General features: G+C 66.4%; 11 protein-coding genes. 6 read left to right on the top strand and 5 right to left on the bottom strand.

Going from position 1 to position 15,842, the window contains the following annotated elements; translation table 11 throughout:
- Positions 1-15: 15 nt before the first annotated feature.
- The 4 genes from CEY09_RS04435 (at position 16) to CEY09_RS04420 (ending at position 4,840) form a co-directional block, all read left to right on the top strand.
- Positions 16-1,167, top strand: a complete 1,152-nt coding sequence (locus CEY09_RS04435; protein WP_006226414.1) for an ABC transporter substrate-binding protein — start codon at positions 16-18, stop codon at positions 1,165-1,167.
- A gap of 93 nt (positions 1,168-1,260) precedes the next feature.
- Complete coding sequence (locus tag CEY09_RS04430; protein ID WP_088587729.1) at positions 1,261-2,301, top strand: branched-chain amino acid ABC transporter permease; 1,041 nt, start codon at positions 1,261-1,263, stop codon at positions 2,299-2,301.
- Positions 2,298-4,091 carry a branched-chain amino acid ABC transporter ATP-binding protein/permease gene (locus tag CEY09_RS04425; RefSeq protein WP_088587728.1) on the top strand — a complete coding sequence of 598 codons (1,794 nt, stop codon included), beginning with the start codon at positions 2,298-2,300 and terminating at the stop codon, positions 4,089-4,091. Before CEY09_RS04430 ends, CEY09_RS04425 begins: the two co-directional genes overlap by 4 nt.
- On the top strand, positions 4,091-4,840 hold the full coding sequence (locus tag CEY09_RS04420) for an ABC transporter ATP-binding protein (RefSeq protein ID WP_088587727.1): 750 nt from the start codon (positions 4,091-4,093) through the stop codon (positions 4,838-4,840). The genes CEY09_RS04425 and CEY09_RS04420 overlap by 1 nt, the downstream gene beginning before the upstream one ends.
- A gap of 24 nt (positions 4,841-4,864) precedes the next feature.
- Here CEY09_RS04420 and CEY09_RS04415 read toward each other — a convergent pair whose 3' ends face one another.
- Positions 4,865-5,800: a glycosyltransferase family 2 protein gene (locus tag CEY09_RS04415; protein ID WP_006226410.1), complete on the bottom strand. Its 936-nt coding sequence runs from the start codon at positions 5,798-5,800 to the stop codon at positions 4,865-4,867.
- Between the two features lie 224 nt (positions 5,801-6,024).
- Here CEY09_RS04415 and CEY09_RS04410 point away from each other — a divergent pair, with 224 nt between their 5' ends.
- Positions 6,025-6,996: a LysR family transcriptional regulator gene (locus tag CEY09_RS04410; RefSeq protein ID WP_088587726.1), complete on the top strand. Its 972-nt coding sequence runs from the start codon at positions 6,025-6,027 to the stop codon at positions 6,994-6,996.
- A 115-nt stretch (positions 6,997-7,111) separates the two neighbouring features.
- Here CEY09_RS04410 and CEY09_RS32690 read toward each other — a convergent pair whose 3' ends face one another.
- The 4 genes from CEY09_RS32690 to CEY09_RS04395 all read right to left on the bottom strand — a co-directional run bounded on the left by CEY09_RS32690 (position 7,112) and on the right by CEY09_RS04395 (position 9,806).
- On the bottom strand, positions 7,112-7,240 hold the full coding sequence (locus CEY09_RS32690; RefSeq protein ID WP_006226408.1) for a hypothetical protein: 129 nt from the start codon (positions 7,238-7,240) through the stop codon (positions 7,112-7,114).
- 185 nt (positions 7,241-7,425) lie between these two features.
- Positions 7,426-8,358 carry a sugar kinase gene (locus tag CEY09_RS04405; RefSeq protein ID WP_088587725.1) on the bottom strand — a complete coding sequence of 311 codons (933 nt, stop codon included), beginning with the start codon at positions 8,356-8,358 and terminating at the stop codon, positions 7,426-7,428.
- Positions 8,351-8,998, bottom strand: coding sequence for a bifunctional 4-hydroxy-2-oxoglutarate aldolase/2-dehydro-3-deoxy-phosphogluconate aldolase (locus CEY09_RS04400; protein WP_088587724.1), 648 nt, complete (start codon positions 8,996-8,998; stop codon positions 8,351-8,353). Before CEY09_RS04400 ends, CEY09_RS04405 begins: the two co-directional genes overlap by 8 nt.
- A gap of 22 nt (positions 8,999-9,020) precedes the next feature.
- A complete protein-coding gene (locus CEY09_RS04395) occupies positions 9,021-9,806 on the bottom strand; it encodes an IclR family transcriptional regulator (protein WP_006226405.1) in 786 nt (261 codons plus the stop codon).
- A gap of 239 nt (positions 9,807-10,045) precedes the next feature.
- Here CEY09_RS04395 and uvrA point away from each other — a divergent pair, with 239 nt between their 5' ends.
- On the top strand, positions 10,046-15,838 hold the full coding sequence (gene uvrA / locus CEY09_RS04390; protein ID WP_088587723.1) for an excinuclease ABC subunit UvrA: 5,793 nt from the start codon (positions 10,046-10,048) through the stop codon (positions 15,836-15,838).
- The last annotated feature ends 4 nt before the right edge of the window (positions 15,839-15,842 follow it).

Below are 15,842 nucleotides of genomic sequence, written 5' to 3'. Positions count from 1 at the left end.
TCCGGAGGTTTTGCCATGCTGTCGAAGAAACTCCCCCTGGCCGCGGCCGCCGCCGTCGCCGCCCTGTTCGCCCTGCCCGCCCTGGCCCAAGTCAAGGTCGGCGTGGTCACGTCTTCCACCGGGCCGACCGCGCTGGTCGGCATTCCGCAGAAGAACACCGTGCCGCTGCTACCCAAGAAGATCGGCGACCTGACGGTGGAATACATCTCGCTGGACGACGCCAGCGATTCCACCAACTCGGTCACCGCCTTCAAGAAGCTGATCTCGGAGCAGAACGTGGACGCGCTGATCGGCCCGTCGGGTTCGCCCAACGCGATGGGCGTGATTCAGTTCGCGGCCGAAGCGGGCGTGCCGATGCTGGCGCCGGTAGGCACGGCGGCCGTCGTGCTGCCCATGAACGACCAAAAGAAGTGGGTGTTCAAGACCACGCAGAACGACGACATCATCGCCCGCGCGCTGGTGGACCACATGGTCAAGACGGGCGTGAAGACGGTCGGCTTCATCGGCCTGAACGATCCCTATGGCGAGAACTGGTACAAGGTCTTCTCGGGCCTGGCCACCGAGAAGGGCATCAAGGTAACCGCCAATGAACGCTATCTGCGCTTCGACAGCTCGGTCACGGGCCAGGCGCTGAAGATCCTGGCGGCCAAGCCGGACGCCGTGCTGGTGGCCGCACCCGGCGCCGCCAGCGTGCTGCCGCAGACGACCCTGTTCGATCAAGGCTACAAGGGCAAGTTCTACCAGACCCACGGCGCCGCGCTGCCCGACTTCCTGAAGCTGGGCGGCAAGAAGGTCGAAGGCACGGTGCTGGCCGCCAGCCTGATGCTGGTGCTGCCCGAAATGCCGGACAGCAACCCGTCCAAGAAGGTCGCCAGCGACTACATTGCGGCCTACGAAAAGCTCAACGGCTCCAAGCCCGCCACCTTCGGCGCCAACGTCTACGACGCCGGCCTGCTGCTGGAGAAGGCCGTGCCGCTGGCGGAAAAGGCCGGCAAGCCGGGCACCAAGGAATTCCGCAGCGCCCTGCGCGACGCGCTGGAACAGACCAAGGAGCTGGTGGGCACGCAAGGCGTCTACAACATGAGCGCGGCCGACCACAGCGGCTTCGACGACCGCGGTCGCGAACTCATCACCGTGAAAGACGGCAACTGGGCGCTCGTCAAGTAAGGCCTTAACCGCGGCGCGGACGGCGCAAACCGTCCGCGTTGCGCGGGCCGCCTTCGGGCCGCCCGGCATTTCCCGTCCCTGTCGGAATTTCGCATGAATGCTCAGATCGCCTTGATACTTGGGCAGGACGGCATCACCAACGGCGCGATCTACGCGTTGCTGGCGTTGTCGATCCTGCTGGTCTTTACCGTTACCCGCGTGCTGTTCATCCCCCAGGGCGAATTCGTCGCCTTCGGCGCGCTGACCATGGCGGCCATCCAGGCCGGCAAGCCCGTGCTGCTGGTCTGGCTGCTGCTGGCGTTCGCGCTGGCCGAAGCGGCTGCCGACCTGGTGGCGCGCGCCAAGCGTCCGGGCCGCGCCCGCGGCCTCTGGCGTATCGCGGCCAAGGCGATCTATCCGCTGGTCCTGGCGGCGCTGTTCTATCGGCTGCCGCTGGCGCAATTGCCCATGTCGGTGCAGGCGCTCTTGACCTTGATGCTGGTGGTGCCGATGGGCCCGCAGCTGTACCGCCTGTTCTACCAGCCCATCGCGTCGGCCTCGACGCTGGTGCTGCTGATCGTGTCCATCGCAGTCCACCTGGCGCTGGTCGGCCTGGGCCTTCTGGCTTTCGGCGCCGAAGGGGCGCGCACCGCGCCCTTCAGCGACGCCAGCCTGGCACTCGGCCCCATCAACATCAACAGCCAGGCGCTGTGGGTGGTGGCGGTGTCGGCGGTGCTGATCATCGTGCTGTACCAGTTCTTTGAACGCTCGATGTACGGCAAGGCGCTGCGCGCCGCCGCCTTCAATCGGCTGGGCGCACGACTCATGGGCATTTCCCCCATCTTCGCCGGCCGCGCCACCTTTTTCCTGGCCGCGCTGATCGGCACGGTGTCGGGCATCCTCATCGCCCCCATCACCACCATGTACTTCGACTCCGGCTTCATGGTCAGCCTGAAGGGCTTCGTAGGCGCCATCATCGGCGGTCTGGTCAGCTATCCGCTGGCCGCGGCCGGCGCCATCCTGGTGGGCCTGATCGAAGCCTTCTCGTCGTTCTGGGCCAGCGCGTACAAGGAAATCATCGTATTCACGCTGATCATCCCCGTGCTGCTCTGGCGCTCGCTGAAAAGCCATCACGTCGAGGAAGAAGACGAATGAACCCCCGCATCATCCTCTTCGTATTCCTGGCGCTGCTGGCGCTGGGGCCGCTGGCCTTGCCGCCGTTCTACGTGACCCTGCTGAACTACATCGGCCTGTATGCGCTGGTGGCGCTGGGCCTGGTGCTGCTGACCGGGGTGGGCGGACTGACCAGCTTCGGACAGGCCGCCTTCGTGGGCGTGGGCGCCTACACCACGGCGCTGCTCACCACCCGCGCCGACACCCTGCCGACCTGGCTGGCCTGGCTGGGCTCCTCCCCCTGGCTGACCTTGCTGGCCGGACTGGTGCTGACGCTTTTCATCGCCTGGCTGCTGGGCGCCATCACGCTCAAGCTGTCGGGCCACTTCCTGCCGCTGGGCACCATTGCCTGGGGCCTGTCGCTGTATTTCGCCTTCGGCTCCGTCGAAGGCCTGGGCGGCCACACCGGCATCCCGGACATCCCCGCCATCAACCTGTTCGGCTGGTCGCTGAACCAGGGCGGCAGCATTTATTACCTGATCTGGGCGTTCCTGCTGATTGCCGTATGGTCCACGCAGAACCTGCTGGATTCACGCGAGGGCCGCGCCATCCGCGCGCTCAAGGGCGGGCGCGTGATGGCGGAGTCGATGGGCGTGGACACGGCACGTTCGCGCATGGTGATCTTCATCATCGCCGCGCTGCAGGCCTGCGCCTCGGGCTGGCTGTACGCGCACATGCAGCGCTTCGTGAACCCCAACCCGTTCGGCCTGCAGATGGGCATCGAATACCTGTTCATGACCGTCATCGGCGGCGCGGGGCAGGTTTGGGGCGCCCTGGTTGGCGCAGGCGTGTTCACCGTGCTCAAGCAATGGCTGCAGGACTGGATGCCCAAGCTGCTGGGCCAGACCGGCAACTTCGAGGTCATCGTCTTCGGCTTTGGCATGGTGTTGCTGCTGCACCGTGCGCGCAGCGGCCTGTGGCCGGTGCTGACGCGCTGGATCCGCGTGAAGAAGCCCGTGCGCCGCGTGGACATGGACGCCGAACCCCTGCCCCGCAAGCCGATGCCGCCACGCGGCGAGGTCGTGCTCAAGGCCGTGGACGTGACGCGCAAGTTCGGCGGCCTGGTCGCCAACAACGCCATGAACCTGGAAATCCGGGCGGGCGAGATCCTGGCGCTGATCGGCCCCAACGGCGCCGGCAAGAGCACGATGTTCAACCAGATTTCGGGCGTGGACACGCCCACCTCGGGTCAAGTCACGCTGCTGGGCCAATCGGTGGCGGGCGTCGGCGCGCGCAAGATCGCGCGGCTGGGCCTGTCCCGCACCTTCCAGCACGTGCGCCTGCTCTCGCGCATGAGCGTGCTGGAAAACGTGGCCATCGGCGCCCACCTGCGCGGACATCGCGGCGTGCTGCCGGCCGCCTGGCGGCTGGACCGCCCCGAAGAATCCCGCCTGCTGGCCGAAGCGGCGCGGCAGGTCGAACGGGTGGGGCTAGGCAAGCATTTGCATGACGAAGCTGGCTCGCTGGCGCTGGGGCAGCAACGCATCCTGGAGATCGCGCGCGCACTGGCCTCCGACCCCTGCATCCTGCTGCTGGACGAGCCCGCGGCCGGCCTGCGCTATCAGGAAAAGTGCGAATTGGCCGAACTCTTGAAGAAGCTGCGTGCGGAAGGCATGGCCATCCTGCTGGTCGAGCACGACATGGACTTCGTGATGGGCCTGGTGGATCGCGTGGTGGTCATGGACTTCGGCGAGAAGATCGCCGAAGGGCTGCCCGCCGAGATCCAGCACAACCCCGCGGTGCTGGAAGCCTATCTGGGCGGAGTGGAATGATGACTGCGAAACTGCTGGAAGTGCGAGACCTGCGCGTCGCCTACGACAAGGTGGAAGCCGTGTCGGGCATCAGCCTGACGGTGGGTGAAGGCCAGATCGTGACCGTGATCGGGCCCAACGGCGCCGGCAAGACCACTCTCCTGTCCGCCATCATGGGCGTGCTGCCCTCGACCGGCCAGATCGTGTTCGGCGGCAAGGCCCAGGCGCACGCCGAGATCGAGGAAATGGTGGCGGCCGGTATGAACCTGGTACCCGAAAAGCGCGAGCTCTTCGCCGAAATGACGGTGGAAGACAACCTGATGCTGGGCGCGTTCCACCGCTTCCGTTGCGGCCTGCGCGACCAGGACAAGACGCTGGCCGAGGTCTACGAGCTATTTCCCCGCCTGAAGGAGCGCCACGCCCAGTTGGCCGGCACGCTGTCCGGCGGCGAACGCCAGATGCTGGCCGTGGGCCGTGCGTTGATGGCCAAGCCACGGCTCTTGATGCTGGACGAACCCAGCCTGGGGCTGGCGCCGCGCATCGTGCGGGAAGTGTTCCGCATCGTCGCACGGCTGCGCGAGATGGGCGTGTCGATCCTGCTGATCGAACAGAACGCCCGCGCGGCCCTGCAAGTGGCCGACTACGCGTACGTGCTGGAGACCGGCACCGTCACGCTGGAAGGCCCGGCGGCGCAAGTCGCGGTGGATCCGCGTGTCGTCGAGGTGTATCTGGGGCTGGGGCACGGCGCGCCAGCGGCGGCGCCCGCCTGAGGCCCGCGCCTGCAGGGCATGCGCCTACGCGACGCCGCGTCGACGGTCGCGGCGGTAGAGCGCATAACCCACGGGCCACATCGCCGCCACCATGAAGGTCGCCGCCGGGTTCGTCAGGCGGTAGGCCTGGACGGCCGTGGGCACGCCGGAGTGCTTCAGGTGCAGCCGGAAACGCGTGTAGCGCGCGGCCGCCATGATGAATTCGCGCGGCCGGAAGCGGAAGAATTCCAGGTGGTGCTGCAGCATGTCCCAGGCCAGCAGGTAGAGGCCCTGCGCATTGTTGGCCACCGACACGGCGCCCTGGCTCAGGCCGCCCGGCGTGTCATGATAGGTGCGCACCACGCGGTTAATGAAGCGGCTGAGATAGCCTGCGCGCGCCACCGCCCACCACACCAGGCTTTCCGGCACGAAACCCGCCACATCCTCGGGAAACGGATATTTTCTGAGGATGTCGGTGCGCATACAGCCGAATTTCTCGCCTTTGATGCGATAGCGGAAATACACGTCCACCGCCGTGCTGTCGAACACGTCCTGCGGATAGCGGTCGCCGACGATCGTGCCGTCGGGGCGCGCGCACAGGCCGGTGACGGCCACATAGGAATCGCGCCGTGCGGGCGGAATGCTTTCCCAGGCGTCCTTGAAGGTAGCCAGCGCGTCGGGGGGCATTTCGTCGTCGCTGTCCAGGCCGACGATCAGTTGGCCGCGCGCTTCCCGTACGCCGCGGTTGAACGCGGTTTTCTTGTGTTGGTTGTTCTGCCAGACGTAGCGGATCGGAAAATCGGCGCGCGTCTGCCAATCCAGGATGGAATCGTGGGTGTTGTCGGTGGAACCATCGTCCACCACCACCCATTCGAAGTCCCTGAATGTTTGCCGGGAAAGCGATTCATACACCCGGTGCAGCGTACCCGCCCGGTTGTAGGTGGGCGTCAGAACGGTGAAAAACGTTGGTGTATCGGTCATGCCTGCTATGCCCCTTTGCGATCTCCGTGACACCGCTGCGGTCTTGGTCTTAACTGTTTTCGCCTGAAGTGTAGGGGATATGCCTGCGTTAACCGATGCCGACCCATTCGAATTTGCAATCAAATCTGTCAACCCCTGCATTTTTTGACGGGTATTCGGGACCTTTAAGCGTTGGGGCGCGCGCGGGAGTGGCGTAAACTCGGGCGGCCAAATCCGGAATGCCTATGGAAGCTTCGACCGTCCAGCTCAATGACATCGCCTTGTTCGTAGAGGTTGCCAAGCGCAAGAGCTTCAGCCTGGCCGCGCGCGCGCTGGACATGCCCACGTCGACGCTCTCGCGCCGCATCAACGAACTGGAACGCGCAATCGGCTTGCGGCTGATCAACCGCAATACCCGCAGGCTGGACCTGACCGAGGCTGGCGCGGCCTATATGCGTCGCTGTCAGGGTTTGATCGACGAAGCCCGCCTGGCGCACGAGCAGTTGCTGTCGCTGTCCGGCGGCCCGTCCGGCAACCTGCGCGTGTCCATGCCCTACAGCCTGGCGATCTGGCTGCTGCCGGAAACCATCAACGATTTCACCGACCGCTATCCTGAAGTGGAGTGCGAGTTCGACCTGAGCATGATGACCGCGTCCGATGCGCAAGGCACCCCGTTTGACGTGGTGCTGCGCTTTGGCCGCAACACCGACTATCCGCTGGCCGCCATCGACACGGGCAACGGCAATGGCAACGGCACGGTCGTGGCGCGCAGCGACGGCGCGGTGGTGCAGGAACTGGTGTCGCTGAACAATTACCTGTATGCCTCCGACCGCTACCTGGAACGCTATGGCGAACCCAAGACGCCCGCCGACCTGACGCAGCACCAATGCCTGCGCACCACCATCGACGACGCCCATTCGCACTGGACCCTGCACAACGGCACGGACAGCGAAATCGTACCGGTCAGCGGCCATCTGGCCGCCAACAACATGAGCATTGCGGGCACGCTGGCGGGGTTGGATCTGGCCATCACGCGGATGCCCCACTGCCAGGCGCTGGACCCGATCATCAAACGCAATTCGCTGCGGCGCGTCTTGCCGGGCTGGTCGGTGGACCCGATCTCGATCTACGTGATTTACCCGTCAAGCATCCAGCCGGCGAAAACGCGGGCGTTCATGGATTTCATCAAGCCCAAGCTGGGGCCGGCGGTGGAGTGATGGCGCGCGGGTCGCTCGGGGGTTGCTCGCGGGTTGCTCATTCCGGCCGCGCCCCAAAAGAAAAATCCCCGCACAGCTTGCGCCGTGCGGGGATTTTTTCAGATCAGGGCGTTGATTAGACGCGCTTGATCTTTTCCAGCATCTTGAAAACACCCTTGGGCGACTTGACGAACAAGCGCTTGAAAGCCTTGCCCAGGCAACGGCGTTCCAGGGTGTTACGACGCACGCGTTTGCGTTCAGCCATGTTGATTCTCCTGTTGAATTTGCGGAAAGTGGCCCGCACAACCGGAAATAGGGCTGGCGGAAAAAATTCGGATAACTTGGCATTTTAGCCTGAAATCCTTGGCCTACGCCAATTGGGGCGGAAAGATTGGGTATAGGGCAGGAATGCTATCCGTCCCCAAGAACCCTGCCCCGTCCTGACGCCGCCTAGCCCGCCAGCAATTTCAGCCGTTCCAGCACCTGTTCCGCGCGCGGCAGCGGATCGACCGCGCCATACCCCAACGTGGACAGCGCCGCCGCCGCGTTGGCGTAGCGCACGGCGTCTTCCCAGGAATCGCCCTGGCAGCGGCGCGCCAGCAGGCTGCCCGCGAAGCAATCGCCCGCCCCCGTGGCATCCACGGCGTCCACCCGCAAGGCTGCAACCGGCGTCCGGGTGCGCCCGTCGTCGATGATGGAGCCGTCCTTGCCCAGTTTCAGCACCACGACGCCCGCCGCACCGCCGTCGCGAATCCAGTCCAGCGTGCGTTCGGGGTCGTCATTGCCGGTCAGGTGCTGCATGTCGTCCATGCTGGGCAGGAACACGTCGGCCTCGCGCATGGCTTCGCGCAGGACGGCGCGGGCGCGGTCCACCGGCCACAGCCGCAGGCGCAGGTTCGAATCCAGGCTGACCTGCGCGCCCGCGGCATGCGCGCGGGCGATGGCGGCGAACACGGTGTCGCAGGCGCTGGTGCTGATCGCCATGCTGATGCCCGACACGTGCAGGAAACGGCTGCGTTCGATCAGGCCGCTTTGCAGCAAGGCCGGGTTCATCAGGCTGGCGGCCGAGCCGCGGCGCAGATAGCTGAACGCGTGGCCGTCGGGACCGTGCTGCACGAAATACAGCCCGGTGTGGGCGTCGTCGTCCGTCTGCACGCCCGTCGTGTCCACGCCTTCGGACTGCCATAAGTCCAGGAACTGCGCCCCGAACGCATCATTGCCCACGCGGGTCAGGTAAGCGCAGCGCGCGCCCTGGCGGGCAGCCGCGATGACCGCGTTGGACGTGTCGCCGCCAAAGCCCTGCAAATACTGCAGCTGACCCTTGTGCGTCTGGTTCAGTTCGACCAGCGGCTCGCCCAGCGCGACGATGTCGAAATCAGCCATGGGCGGCCTCGCGGGTTCGAGTGATCTGGGCAACCAGCGCCGCCGTGTCGCGCGCGGCGAACGCGGCCTTGTCGTACAGGTTGCTGCCGATGCCCACCAGCCCGGCGCCGGCCGCAAAGTACGTGCCCATGTTGTCCTGGGTGATGCCGCCCGTGGGGCAGAAGATCGTGTCCGGGTACACGGACTTCAGCGCGGCCAGGTGCTTGGGGCCGCCCGTGTCCGCCGGGAACACCTTCACCACATCCACGCCGGCGCGGCGGGCGGCCAGCACTTCGGTAGGCGTGAACGCACCCAGCAGGCACAGGGCATCGGCCGCGTGCGCCATGTCCACGATCTCGATCGCCAAAGCGGGCGATACCAGGAAGTCGGCGCCAGCCACCAGCGCCTCGCGGGCCTGGGTTTCGTCCAGCACCGTGCCCACGCCCAGCAGCAGGCTGGCGCCGTGCTTGTCGCGCAGCGCACGCACCAGGTCGGTCACGCCGGGAATCGTCCAGGTCAGCTCCAGCGTGGTGCAGCCTGCCGCCACGGCGACTTCGGCGGCATAGGCGGCGGTGGCCGCGTCCGTGTAGCGCAGCACGGGCACGACCCGGGCGGCCAACAGGGCGGATAGCTTGGAGGCAATGGGAGCGGATGCGGTCATGGAATTCCTCAGGGGCGGGCGGTCAGACGCCGCCGGACGATGCCGGCAGGACGGCGAGTTTGGCCGCGGCGGCATCGCGCAGCCGCAGCAAGGGATCGATATAGGCGGCTTGCGGGTCATCGCGTCGCCGGAACAGCAAGGTGCTGACGCTGACGCCCGCCACGGGCCGGCCGGCCGCATCGCACAGCGCCACGCCGTAGCAAACGATGCCAGCTTCATTTTCCTCGTTGTCCATGGCGTAGCCGCGGGCGCGGTCCCCGTCCAGGACTGCCCGCAGGGCTGGCAGGCTGGTCACTGTGCCCGGCATGCGCGCTGGCAGCGGCAGGTCACGCAGCAGGCGCTCGCGGGCGGCGTCGTCCAGGGCGGCCAGATAGGCCTTGCCGACCGCGCTGGAATGCAGCGCCACCGACGACCCCACGCGCGACACCATGCGCACCGGGCCCGGGCTTTCCAGCTTGTCTATATAGATCATCTCCTGGCCGGCAGGCACCGCCAGGTGCACGGTTTCGCCGGTGGCGTCGCGCAGGGCCTGCAGGTCGGGCGCCAGCGCGGCGCGCAAGTCGAACTGCGACCAGGCACGGCTGGCCAGGGACATCAGGCGCGTTCCCAGGCGGTAGACGCCGCCGGTTTCGGCCACCATGCCCTGCTCGGCCAGCGCGGCCACGATGCGATAGACGGTGGGGCGCGGGTAGCCGCAACTGCGCGCAAGCGAGGCGGCCGTCGGCGGCTGGGGCGCGTCGGCCACCGCCTGCAGCACGGTCATGAACTTGGCAAACGCCGCAGCGCCCGCGACCTTGGTTTCCGACAAGAACGTCCCCAAATAGTGGCAACCAGCCTTAACTATGAACACACAGAATTCGCAAGGCAAACAGCGCGAATGTCAGACGAATCTGCGATACTGTTTATTTGTACAGCTAGTTAGCCTATACATGTCCATATTATGGACCAGTGACTCACAATATAGGCAATTATTCCATATCGCCGCGCTCGAAACCAGCGAAGGGTTATCGCTCGGGCAGGCGGCTTCCTCAGGCTACGATACCGTCCATGAGCTCCCAAATCCGCATCGTTGGCGCACGCCAGAACAATCTCAAGAACCTGGACCTGACTATCGCCACCGGCGAATTGGTCGTTGTGACGGGCGTATCCGGGTCCGGCAAGAGTTCGCTGGCCTTCGACACGCTGTACGCCGAGGGGCAGCGGCGCTACGTGGAAACCTTCTCGCCCTATGCGCGCCAGTTCCTGGACCGCATGGACAAGCCGCAGGTGGACCGCATCGAAGGCATCCTGCCCGCCATCGCGATCGACCAGACCAACCCGGTGCGCAGTTCGCGCAGCACGGTCGGCACGATGACCGAACTGAATGATCACCTGAAGCTGCTGTTCGCGCGCGGCGCGCGGCTGTACTGCCGCGGCTGCGGCAAGGTGGTGCGCCGCGACACGCCGGACTCCATCTACCATTCGCTGGCCGAACGCGCCGCCGTGGCGGGGGATCCGCGTCTGGTAGTGACCTTCCCCATCGCCGTGCCCGCCAACTTCACCGAAGACGAAGTGCGCGGCTTTCTTGAGCAGCAGGGCTACACCCGCGTGCACGCCGAGGAAACCGCCGTGCCGCGCGCCACCGCCGCGGCCAAGGGCGGTAAAGCCGCCAAAGGCGCCAAGAAGGGCAAGGCCGCGAAGGACGCCGGCGAAGAACGCCGCATCCTGCACGTCATCCAGGACCGGTTCCGTTTTGCGGGCACCGAACGTGAACGCGTGATGGAAGCGCTGGACACCGCGCTGCGCATGGGCGCCGGGCACCTGGCCGTCTACGTGATGGACGCCGAAGGCGGCGACGCGGAAATCTGGAAATACAGCGACCGCCTGCATTGCGCCGACTGCAACATCGAATACACCGACCCGCTGCCCAGCAGCTTCTCGTTCAATTCGCCGCTGGGCGCCTGCGAATCCTGCCGCGGCTTCGGCCGCGTGATCGGCATCGATTTCGGCCTGGTCATCCCGGACGAGAACAAGACCCTGCTGGAAGGCGCGATCAAGCCGTGGACCACGCCGTCCTATAAGGAATGCCAGGACGAACTGCAGAAGTACGCGCCGCGCGCGGGCGTGCCGCTGGGTGTGCCCTGGAAGGCGATGAGCGAAGAGCACAAGCGCTGGGTGCTCTACGGCACCCCCGACTGGAAGGACGGCAACGACGCCTGGAAGCACCAGTGGTACGGCGTGCAGCGCTTTTTCGACTGGCTCGAAACCAAGGCCTACAAGATGCACGTGCGCGTGCTGCTGTCGAAGTACCGCAGCTACACGCCCTGCCCCACCTGCAACGGCGCTCGCCTCAAACCCGACGCGCTGCTGTGGCGCCTGGGCACCAAGGAAGAAGCCGACACGGTGCTGCCGCCGGAAGACGGCCGCTACCAGCGCTTCATGCCGGTCGGCGCCAACTGGACGCGCGACCAGCTGAACCACCTGGGCGGCCTGTCGATCCATGACGTGATGCTGCTGCCCATCGAGCGGGTTCGGCGCTTTTTCGACGAGCTGTCGTTTTCGGGCGCGCTGGACGCGGCCACCGACCTGCTCATGACCGAAGTGCGCGCGCGCCTGAAGTTCCTGTGCGACGTGGGCCTGGGCTACCTGACGCTGGACCGCCAGAGCCGCACGCTGTCGGGCGGCGAAGTCCAGCGAATCAATCTGACGACCGCGCTGGGCACCTCGCTGGTGAACACGCTGTTCGTGCTGGACGAACCGTCCATCGGCCTGCACCCGCGCGACATGCACCGCGTGGTCGAAGTCATGCACCGGCTGCGCAACGCCGGCAACACGCTGGTGGTCGTGGAACACGATCCGCAGGTCATGGTCGCCGCGGACCGCATCATCGACATCGGCCCGGGCCCCGGCGAACGCGGCGGCTACATCGTTTTCGACGGATCGCCCAAGCAGCTGCGCGCCGCCGACACCCTGACGGGCAATTACCTGGGTGGGCGCCAGCGCGTGGAAGCGCCGCGTCCGATGCCGGTCGCCAAGAACACGCCGCGGCTGCTGCTGGAAGGCGTCAACGCGCACAACCTGAAGAATGTCTCGGTGGAGTTGCCGCTGGGCCGGCTGGTCTGCGTGACCGGCGTGTCGGGTTCGGGCAAGTCCACACTGGTGCAGGACGTGCTGTATCCCGCGCTGCTCAAGCAAAAGGGCAAGCCGTCGGAAGCGCCCGGAGCGTTTGACCGCCTGTTGGGCGCCGAGCAGATCGCCGACGTCGTCATGGTGGACCAGACGCCCATCGGCAAGACGGCCCGCTCCAATCCCGCCAGCTATGTAGGCGCCTTCGACGCCATCCGCAAGCTGTTCGCCCAGGCCCCGCTGGCGCGCGAACGCGCCTACACGGCCGGCACGTTCAGCTTCAACGGCGGCGACGGCCGCTGCCCGACCTGCGGCGGCACCGGCTTCGAGCACGTGGAAATGCAGTTCCTGTCCGACGTGTACCTGCGCTGCCCCGATTGCGACGGCAAGCGCTTCCGCCCCGAAGTGCTGGAAGTGCGTGTCGAGCACCTGGGCAAGAGCGCTTCCATCGACGAAGTTCTGGCCATGACGGTCAGCGAAGCGCTGGACTTCTTCAAGGGCCTGCGCGACGTGCAGACGGGCCTGGCGCCGCTGGCCGACGTGGGCCTGGAATACGTGCGGCTGGGGCAACCCGTGCCGACGCTGTCGGGCGGTGAGGCGCAACGCCTGAAGCTGGCCGGCCACCTGGCCGAAGCCGCGCGCAGCGGCATCTCTACCGCCAAGGTCGCCAAGAAGGGCAGCCTGTTCCTGTTCGACGAACCCACCACCGGCCTGCACTTCGACGACGTCGCGCGCCTGATGCGCGCCTTCCGCAAGCTGCTGGCTGCGGGCCACACCCTGCTGGTCATCGAACACAACCTGGACGTGATCCGCGCGGCCGACTGGCTGATCGACCTGGGCCCTGAAGGCGGCGACGCCGGCGGCCTGGTGCTTGGCGTGGGCACGCCTCAGGACCTGATGGACAACCCCAAGTCCCACACCGGCGCCGCGCTGCGCGACTACGAAGTCAGCATCCTGCCGGCCGACGTGGTCGTGACCAGCGACGCCGACGCGCAGGAAGTGGAGCAGGCCGGCCTGACGGCCCGCATCGCCGAACCCGCCGCGACGTATGGCCAAGCCAACGGCGCGGGCGAAGGCACGCCATTGCAATCCGTGATGCGCGCGCGCCGCCAGGGCAATATGGCGATCGAAATCCGCAACGCGCGCGAACACAACCTGAAGAACATCAGCGTCGAAATCCCGCACGACAAGTTCACCGTGATCACCGGCGTGTCCGGCTCGGGCAAGTCCACGCTGGCCTTTGACATCCTGTTCAACGAAGGCCAGCGCCGCTACCTGGAGTCGCTAAACGCCTACGCGCGCGCCATCGTGCAACCGGCGGGCAAACCGGACGTGGACGCCATCTTCGGCATCCCGCCCACCGTCGCCATCGAACAGCGCACCAGCCGCGGGGGCCGCAAGTCCACCGTGGCCACGATGACGGAAATCCACCATTTCCTGCGCCTGCTCTATGTGAAGCTGGGCACGCAGTACTGCCCGGACTGCAACGTGGCCGTCGAACCGCAGAACACGGACCAGATCGTGGCCCGCCTGCTGCGCGACCACAAGGGCGAGCACATCGGCCTGCTGGCTCCGCTGGTCACCGCCCGCAAGGGCTATTACACGGACCTGGCCAAGTGGGCCGGTTCCAAGGGCCATACGCATCTGCGCGTGGACGGCGAGTTCATCCCCGTGGCCCCGTGGCCGCGCCTGGACCGCTATAAGGAACACACCATCGAACTGCCCGTGGCGGACGTGGTGGTCGACCCGGCCAACGAGGCTGACCTGCGCGCCGCGGTCAAGAGCGCGCTGGAAAACGGCCAGGGCGTGATGTCGGTAGTGTGGCCGGTGAACAAGCTGCACGAAGCGTTGAACAGCGAATTGCAGCAGCAGCATTTCTCGGTCAAGCGCGCGTGCCCGTCTTGCGGCACCAGCTTCCCCGAACCCGATCCGCGCCTGTTCTCGTACAACTCCAAGCACGGCTGGTGCACGGGCTGCTTCGGCACGGGCCTGCAATTGCAAGGCTTCGACGAAGAGCAGACCGGCGAGGAAACCGCCTGGAACGCCTGGTATGAAGGCGAGGCCAAGGCCTGCACGCAATGCGACGGGCAGCGCCTGAACCGCGTGGCGCGCGCCGTGCGCTGGCGCGACAAAACCATCGCAGAACTGGCGTCGCTGCCCGTGTCGGATGCGCACACGTTCTTCACCGGACTGGTGGCGCGCGGCCGCGAAGGCGAGATCGCCCGCGACATCCTCACGGAAATCCGCGGACGCTTGAACTTCATGCAGGAAGTCGGGCTGAACTACCTGGCGCTGGACCGCGCCGCCCCGACGCTGTCAGGCGGCGAGGCGCAGCGCATCCGGCTGGCCGCGCAGTTGGGCTCCAACCTGCAGGGCGTCTGCTACGTGCTGGACGAGCCCACCATCGGCCTGCATCCGCGCGACAACCGCATCCTGCTGAACGCGCTGGCCCGCCTGGAAGAAAACGGCAACACGCTGGTGGTGGTGGAGCATGACGAAGACACGATCCGCCGCGCCTCGCACGTGATCGACATCGGGCCGGGCGCGGGCATCCGCGGCGGCCGCGTGGTCGCGGAAGGCTCCGTGCAGGACCTGATGGATGCGCCGGAATCCGTCACCGGGCGTTATCTGAAAACACCGCTGCAACACCCGCTGCAAGGGCGCCGCGCGGTCGAGGCCGACACGCCGATGATCGAGATCCGCGGCGCGCGCTTGCACAACCTGCGCAGCGTGGACGCCAAGATCCCGGTGGGCCGACTGAGCGTCGTGACGGGCGTATCCGGTTCCGGCAAGTCCACCCTGGCGCGCGAAGTGCTGCTGGACAACCTGAGCCAGGCCGTCTCGCAAGGCAAGTCGCCGGGCTGGGCGGGCTGCGAAAGCATCAAGGGCTGGGAAGCCATCGACCGCGTGCTGGAAGTGGACCAGACGCCTATCGGCAAGACACCGCGCTCGTGCCCGGCCACCTATGTGGGCTTCTGGGACGACGTGCGCAAGCAGTTTGCCGATACCCGCGAAGCCCGCATGCGCGGCTGGACGGCGGCGCGGTTCTCGTTCAATACCGGCGACGGCCGCTGCCCGGTCTGCGAAGGCCAGGGCATGCGCACCATCGAAATGAACTTCCTGCCGGACGTGAAGGTGCCGTGCGACGCCTGCAACGGCGCGCGCTTCAACAGCGATACGCTCAGCGTGCAGATGCGCGGCAAGAATGCCGGCGAACTGCTGTCCATGGAAGTGGACGACGCCATCGGCTACTTCGCGGCGCACCCGAAGATCCACCGCCCGCTGCAGCTGATGCAGGACGTGGGGCTGGGCTACCTGACCTTGGGCCAGCCTTCGCCCACCCTGTCGGGCGGCGAGGCACAGCGCATCAAGCTGGTGACCGAACTGTCCAAGGCGCGCCTGACCGACGGCCTGATCAAGACCGGCCGCGCCTCGCGCATTCCGCACACGCTGTACGTGCTGGATGAACCGACGGTGGGCTTGTCGATGGCTGACGTGGAAAAACTGATTCATGTGCTGCACCGCCTGGTGGAGGCGGGCAACACGGTCGTTGTGATTGAGCATAATCTGGACGTCATCGCCGAAGCCGACTGGCTGCTGGACCTGGGCCCCGAAGGCGGCACGGGCGGCGGCCAACTGGTTGCCGAAGGCTCGCCGGAACATGTGATGACCTTGGCCGACCACTCCCATACCGGACGCGTCCTCACGGAATTCCTGGCACATCAACCGCAGTAATACG

Origin of the sequence: Achromobacter marplatensis (assembly GCF_002209535.1) — a bacterium.
In the GTDB taxonomy this organism is placed as follows: domain Bacteria; phylum Pseudomonadota; class Gammaproteobacteria; order Burkholderiales; family Burkholderiaceae_B; genus Achromobacter; species Achromobacter marplatensis.
The sequence above is the reverse complement of the archived record's forward strand: the minus strand, read 5'-3'. Positions and strand labels throughout refer to the sequence as shown.